This is a genomic window from Pleurocapsa minor HA4230-MV1, from assembly GCA_019359095.1.
GTDB classification, from domain to species: domain Bacteria; phylum Cyanobacteriota; class Cyanobacteriia; order Cyanobacteriales; family Xenococcaceae; genus Waterburya; species Waterburya minor.
Genome location: JAHHHZ010000010.1, coordinates 20,530 through 27,488, shown reverse-complemented (window position 1 = coordinate 27,488; position 6,959 = coordinate 20,530). Strand labels below are relative to the sequence as shown.

Below are 6,959 nucleotides of genomic sequence, written 5' to 3'. Positions count from 1 at the left end.
AAGAGTTGAGAGCAGCAGAAGATCCTGAATTTGAAACTTTTTATACCAAAAACATCTTGCTCAATGAAGGTCTAAGAGCATGGATGGCAACACAAGACCAACCACAAGAAAACTTTGAATTCCCAGAAGAAGTATTACCTCGTGGTAACGCTCTTTAATTCACTTCCTTGATTGAAGTCTAAGTTTTTTTTAGGCTTGATGAATAAGCTCCTCTAGCTGGGGAGCTTATTTTTATAGATCTATATGTGATTTGGTTGGTGGTTTGTGAGCGTCTTAATTTCAATTAATAATAATAATTAGCACAATAGACTATTATTTTTAGTTGCTGCACGATAGGCTGTAAGATATGACTCTAAAATTTAATATTTAAATATTGTGTTGTTAGTTGTTATGAGTTTTATGAGACAAGCAAGAATCAAAGATGAAATAAATAATTGCCTTTGAGTCACGCTAACGTCAATACCAGCAAAACTTTTTCGACTTATATACTTATACATAAATATATATCAAAGCTTTTTAAAATTAAGACCAGATTAGTACGGGATAGTAATTAGTTGTGCCAAAGCCAAAAGCCGGCATTGTTTATAACGATATTAAGCCGATCGCCTGCAAGATTGCCTCAGAAATTACAGAAAAGCTAACTTCTTCTGGCTGGGATGTCTGTCTGGCGACTGGTATGGGAGGAATCTTAGAATATTCGACTCCTGATAGTCCTGTGTGTCACACCCGAATTGAGCAGTTAACCCCTTCCAACTTCGATCCCAGTGTCAAGTTTGCAATTGTTTTGGGTGGAGATGGTACGGTTCTATCAGCATTTCGGCAACTTGCTCCTTATAATATTCCTTTGTTAACCGTAAACACAGGACACATGGGGTTTTTAACCGAAAGCTACCTAAGCCATCTGAGGGAAGATTTAGAACAGTTAATCGCTGGAGAATATCAGATCGAAGAACGTTCTATGTTGGCAGTCAGAGTATTTCGTGATGACACTCTATTGTGGGAAGCTCTGAGCCTTAATGAAATGGTTTTGCATCGCGAACCCTTAACTAGTATGTGTCATTTTGAAGTAAAAATTGGCGACCATGCCCCTGTAGATGTCGCAGCGGACGGGATTATTATTTCTACTCCGACTGGCTCAACTGCTTATGCTTTAAGTGCAGGAGGGCCTGTCTTAACCCCTGATGTACCTGTATTACAGCTAGCGCCGATTTGCCCTCATTCTCTGGCTTCTCGCTCCTTAGTATTTAGCGATCGCGAATCTGTAACAGTTTTTCCTGCCACTCCCAATCGCATGGTGATGGTGGTTGATGGTAATGGTGGCTGTTATATTCTGCCTGAAGATCACATTTTAATTGAAAAATCCATCTATCCTGCACGGTTTATTCGTCTGCGATCGCCTGAATTCTTTCGTATTCTACGGGAAAAATTGGGTTGGGGACTGCCTCATATCGCTAAACCAACATCGGTAGAATTGCCCTAAACTAGCATTAACCTGATTGTTGTCGTAGGAGTATAAGATTTTGGTAAATAATTACAGTACGGCTGATCTATCAATATTACTGCTGACAGACGATATTTTTGCTCAGCAGGCGAGTCTAGATCTTAAAACCCTAGGTTATCTACCTGTGGTGGAGACAGCTTTGAAGGGATGGTCTGAATTAAGCGCTTATCAACCAGTAATGGTGATTGTCGATCGTACTTTTACAGGTAAATCTGGATTTGATTTATGTCGTCAGTTGCGTCGTGCGGGAGAGCATGTACCTATACTAATGTTGGTTGAACAAGAGACTGTCGCTGAACGAGTTGCTTGTCTCGAAGCAGGAGCCGATGATTACTTGTTGAAGCCTTATCAGAAAGATAAATTACTCGAGCAGATCAATTTATATCTTCAGACAGAAACTGATATTCCTGAGCAGTTAAGGTTTGGGGAATTAATTTTAGACTTAAGCACTCGCCAAGCAATTAGAGGAGATCAGGTAATTGGACTAACAATGAAAGAATTTGAATTACTGAAATATCTGATGTCAAATCCACAACAGGTAATGACTAGAGAAGAAATTATTGAAAACGTTTGGGGATATGATTACCGTGGTGAATCTAATGTAATTGAAGTATATATTCGCTATTTACGTCTTAAGATCGAAAGTCAAAATCACAAAAGGTTAATTCAAACTGTCCGAGGAATTGGCTATGTCTTACGAGAATAATCATAGTTGGTGAAAGCTGATAGCGGAACGCCAAAAATTTTCAATTCCAACCCAAGCAAATCTGCGTCAAAAATATTAAAAATATTAAGATTTTATGTAGATTTCATCGCGATTGCACTTATCTATCAAGAGAAAGAGTGAAAATTTCCCAATATATAATATCCTTGGCAATACATAGTTTTATTAAGTGTTTTTACGTATTAGGATATGTGTGTCATTATTAGAAACCTAAGATTTTGATGACAATCGTTTCTGCCCTAAAAGCATAATACTTTTGGATTTAATTTGGCTTAAAGCTAAAGATAAATGTCTTAAGATTTAGCTTAATTTTTTGGTAGTTAAAAACACAGGCAAAACTTGAGAAATATTCAACAATAGCAAAAACTCTCTTAAGAGAAGTGATAGCTAAAATTACGTTTCTGGGTCAGCAAAATTATAGATAATTCAATTTAAAAGTTTAACCCAAGGTAAACCCATCATGAAACCAGCCATATACAGCAATTTTATCAAGTTTTTAAAAGAAGAGTTGGCGCTTTCTAATGATTCCATCGAAACTGTGCAAAGGTCTGTAGAAGAGCATCCTGCTCCTATTCCCATGATTCTGTGGCAATATGGTCTAGTAACTCTAGAAGAGTTAGATCGTATTTATGATTGGCTGCACAGCAGAACAAAACAAGATTTAAGCTAAATAAATCTCTTCGATTAACTATTCAGTGGCAGTTAACAGCTATCAGCTTGTTAGCTTTAGTGATCTTGAGCCAAAATTCTTGAAGGTCAACTATCAAGTTGCGATCGACTGAAGCTTCTAAACAGACAAACTACGTTTGATCAGATTGCGTCGTAACAAATCCAGAGCCGTACAAGAACTTAAATAGCGCACTAACTCCCGACCTCTTTGCTGGCCAAAACGATAATCATAACTAAAGCTTTCATTTTCAGGGGTAGCTATGCCGATGTACACCAACCCTACAGGTTTATCTGGAGTATCGCCACTTGGCCCTGCTATACCAGTAATACTAATCCCCCAGTCCGTTTGTAAGCGCTGTTTAACTCCCAAAGCCATTTGCTGGGCTACAATCTCGCTCACCGCCCCATACTCGGCTAAATCTTGACTATTTACGTGCAAAAGAGCCTGCTTAACCTGATTGGCATAGGCAATTACTCCGCCCCAAAAATAGCTAGAGCTACCAGGAATTTCAGTTAACATTGCGCCTAAACCACCCCCAGTACAAGATTCGGCGACGCTAAGAGTCTGCTGGGTATTAGTTAATAATTTGCCGACTACGGCTGCGAGAGTCTCCTCATCACTGCCAAAATAATCTAACCCTGCAATCTGCTTGATTTCTGTAGCGATGGGTTGAATCATTGCTGCTGCCTCTTTTTGAGAACTTGCTTTAGCAGCTACCCGCAGACGTACTTCTCCTTTACCTGCATAGGGGGCAACGGTAGGATTTTGAGAATCGAACAGATGAGCTACTTTTTCCGCCAAAGCCGATTCACCAATACCCCGAAAACGCATCATTTCACTATAAATAGTTTCTTGACCCCAACCCTGGCTTTTGAGAAAGGGAACAGCAGTATCTTGCCACATACGATACATCTCGGAAGGAACTCCAGGGAAGGTCATGATGGTAAGACCCGACTGGGGCTGCCAAATAATACCTGGAGCTGTCCCTGTCGGATTAGGCAGGGTGGTCGCGCCTTGGGGAATAAGCGCCTGTTTACGGTTACTAGGAGACATAACTCGCCCCACTGAGGCAAATTTACTGGCAATATCTTGAATAATTGCAGCTTCTTCTTGCAAAGGAGTGTTAAAGAAACTAGCAATTGTCTCGATGGTTAAATCGTCAGGGGTTGGGCCTAAACCACCAGTAAATATTAAAATTGAAGCGCGTTTAATGGCAGTAGCTATTACTTGATGAATCCGCTCTACGTTATCTCCCACTACCGTTTGATAGTAATGGGGAATACCTAGATTAGCTAATTCTTGGGCTAAATATTGACAGTTGGTGTTTAAAATATCTCCTAAAAGTAATTCTGTCCCAATACAAATAATTTCTGCGCTCATCGATCTGATTCACTAATGTTGTTAAGGATTCTACGCCTTTCTTTCCAGACTTGCCAAACCTGCCAAAGTTGCCAAGCTAGTAGCATTGTTGCGCCAATTGCATATCCCCAACCGCTAGGAATATTGGAAAAGCCAAGAGCCAAGCTGCCGACCCAAAAAGTTAGGGTATAAATAAACAATACTGTCTGACGCTGGGAAATTCCCGTTTTGAGCAACCAATGATGTAGATGACTTTTATCAGCAATAAAAGGCGATTTTCCTTTACTAATACGGGAAAAAATTACCGCCGACATATCGAGAATAGGAACTGCCAGAATTAGATAGGGTAAGAGAACAGCTGTGATCGCCGTAGTTTTAACCAAGCCAACTACGCCGACTGCTGCTAGGGTAAAGCCCATAAAATACGCTCCCCCATCCCCCATAAAGATCTGGGCGGGATTGAAGTTATAACGGAGGAATCCCAGTGCGCCCCCTGCCATCGCCGCCGCAATTAGGCCAGCAGCAGGCTGATCCATAAACAAGGTCACAACTAACATTACAAAGGCAGCAATCCCCGAAACCCCAGCCGCTAAACCATCAACCCCATCAATCCAGTTAATGGCATTTGCCATCCCGACGAGCCAGACTACGGTAACAGGAAGACTTAGCCAGTAGATTTTAACTAGAGAATAGATCGGAAAAGAGACAAAATCGATCCTGACTCCCATATACCAACAACCAGTAGCTACGGCAACTTGCATCAGTAACCGTGAAATGGGGGTGAGATTAAACAAATCGTCAGCAAAACCAATGCCAAAAAATAAAATGCTGCCAATAATTACCGCCCAGACTTCCGTAACTTTATCAGAAGCGAGGGCAGAAAATCCCCCCAGCAGCCAGACAATAACTAAAGCAGCAATGGTGCCAGCAAAAATAGAAACCCCGCCCACTCGGACAACGGGTTTTTGGTGAATCTTCCTGGCGTTTGGTCGATCTACGATACCCAACTTTAAACCTAAAGTTTTGACATCGGGTATCGTCCATAAAACAAAGGTAACCGAGGTGAGAAAAGCAATCAGATGATATAGTTCAACAGGCATCTGAGTTCAAGTTCCAGGGGGAATATAAGGTGTACTTTCTAATAACATCAAGCTGTTGCTCGCACGGATTGCATTACTCCTTCCTCAGCATACTCCTATATCTTGGCAGGTACAGGAATTTGTAAATAAGGATAGAGAGGAAAGCGATCGCACAAAGCAGCCACTCGATCTAAACATTTTTGTTGTACAGCCTCATCTTCAGGGTTGAGTAGTTTGTCAGCGATAATGTTAGCAATTTCTTGGAACTCTGTCGCCCCCATTCCTCTGGTGGTCATGGCAGGAGAACCCAAGCGCAGCCCACTAGTGACAAAAGGTGATTCAGAATCAAAAGGCACGGTGTTTTTATTAGCGGTAATATTTACCTGACTAACAAGAGCATCGCCTTTTTTACCTGTCATGCCAATACTACGTAGGTCAACCAAAATAAGATGATTGTCTGTACCGTCAGATACTAGCTTAAAATTTCTGGCTTTGAAGGCTTCGGCCATTGATTGGGCGTTGATAATTACCTGACCTGAATACTCTTTGAATTCTGGTTTGAGAGCTTCCCCAAAGGCGACGGCTTTACCTGCAATGACATGTTCTAGAGGGCCACCTTGAGTCCCAGGAAAGACTGATTTATTGAGTTTTTTACCTAATTCAGCGTCGCGAGTCAGAATTAAGCCACCTCTTGGCCCTCTTAAGGTTTTGTGAGTAGTAGTTGTCACCACATCACAATAGGAAACAGGGTTAGGATGGTGTCCTGTTGCCACCAAACCAGCAATATGAGCAATATCAGCTAATAAATACGCGCCAACTTCATCAGCAATTTCTCTAAATTTAGCAAAATCAATAGTGCGGGGATAGGCAGAATAGCCACAGATAATTAGTTTAGGACGTTCTTTTAACGCCAAGGCTCTAATTTGCTCGAAGTCTAACTGTTCTGTCTCTTGGTTTACGCCATACTGCACGACGTTAAACCATTTTCCTGAAACGTTTACAGGAGAACCATGAGTCAAATGTCCACCGTGGGATAAATCCATCCCCATGATGGTATCGCCTGGTTCTAACAAGGTTAGAAAAACTGCAAAGTTTGCTTGAGCGCCTGAATGGGGCTGTACGTTTGCCATCTCGGCCCCAAATAATTGTTTAGCGCGGTCAATCGCTAGCTGTTCGGCACGATCTACAAATTCGCAACCGCCATAATAGCGTTTTCCTGGTAGACCCTCGGCGTATTTATTCGTTAAGACTGAACCTTGAGCAGCTAGTACCGCAGGAGAAGTAAAGTTTTCGCTGGCAATTAGCTCTAAATGCGATCGCTGACGACCTAATTCTAAATCAATAATTTCCGCAATTTCGGGATCTGTTTGGACGAGGAAATCTAAATTAGTTTGATTCACTATCTGATTCTGTAATTTTCGATAAGTATGATCTATGCTATCTAATTCAGTGTCCTCTTGAAAACTATTAATTTAGGAAATAACCTTGTATAGAAAGGAAAACAATAATTTTTACCGATAATTTATTCATTGAGAAAATTAGGGCAAAAAATCGAGAAAAATAAATTTTGATTACCTGACAATGACTATTAAACTAGAAATAAAGATCATTAAATAATACAGCAGG

General features: G+C 40.9%; 7 protein-coding genes. 4 read left to right on the top strand and 3 right to left on the bottom strand.

Annotation, left to right across the window (positions count from 1 at the left end; translation table 11 throughout):
* From KME09_02440 to KME09_02425, 4 genes are all read left to right on the top strand, one after another.
* Window positions 1-158: photosystem II D2 protein (photosystem q(a) protein) (locus tag KME09_02440; protein ID MBW4532771.1), on the top strand; the 158-nt coding region annotated here is incomplete at its 5' end.
* 398 nt (window positions 159-556) lie between these two features.
* Complete coding sequence (locus KME09_02435; GenBank protein ID MBW4532770.1) at window positions 557-1,480, top strand: NAD(+) kinase; 924 nt, start codon at window positions 557-559, stop codon at window positions 1,478-1,480.
* 37 nt (window positions 1,481-1,517) lie between these two features.
* Complete coding sequence (locus tag KME09_02430; protein MBW4532769.1) at window positions 1,518-2,207, top strand: response regulator transcription factor; 690 nt, start codon at window positions 1,518-1,520, stop codon at window positions 2,205-2,207.
* Window positions 2,208-2,685: 478 nt separating this feature from the next.
* Entirely contained in the window at window positions 2,686-2,895 is a 210-nt protein-coding gene (locus KME09_02425) for a DUF2949 domain-containing protein (GenBank protein MBW4532768.1), read from the top strand.
* Window positions 2,896-3,012: 117 nt separating this feature from the next.
* Here KME09_02425 and KME09_02420 read toward each other — a convergent pair whose 3' ends face one another.
* From KME09_02420 to KME09_02410, 3 genes are all read right to left on the bottom strand, one after another.
* Window positions 3,013-4,275, bottom strand: coding sequence for a competence/damage-inducible protein A (locus KME09_02420; protein MBW4532767.1), 1,263 nt, complete (start codon window positions 4,273-4,275; stop codon window positions 3,013-3,015).
* Window positions 4,272-5,354 carry an undecaprenyl/decaprenyl-phosphate alpha-N-acetylglucosaminyl 1-phosphate transferase gene (locus tag KME09_02415; GenBank protein ID MBW4532766.1) on the bottom strand — a complete coding sequence of 361 codons (1,083 nt, stop codon included), beginning with the start codon at window positions 5,352-5,354 and terminating at the stop codon, window positions 4,272-4,274. The genes KME09_02420 and KME09_02415 overlap by 4 nt, the downstream gene beginning before the upstream one ends.
* Window positions 5,355-5,449: 95 nt before the next feature.
* The gene (locus KME09_02410; protein MBW4532765.1) at window positions 5,450-6,733 is read right to left on the bottom strand and encodes a serine hydroxymethyltransferase; all 1,284 of its coding nucleotides are present in this window, start codon (window positions 6,731-6,733) and stop codon (window positions 5,450-5,452) included.
* Between the last annotated feature and the right edge of the window lie 226 nt (window positions 6,734-6,959).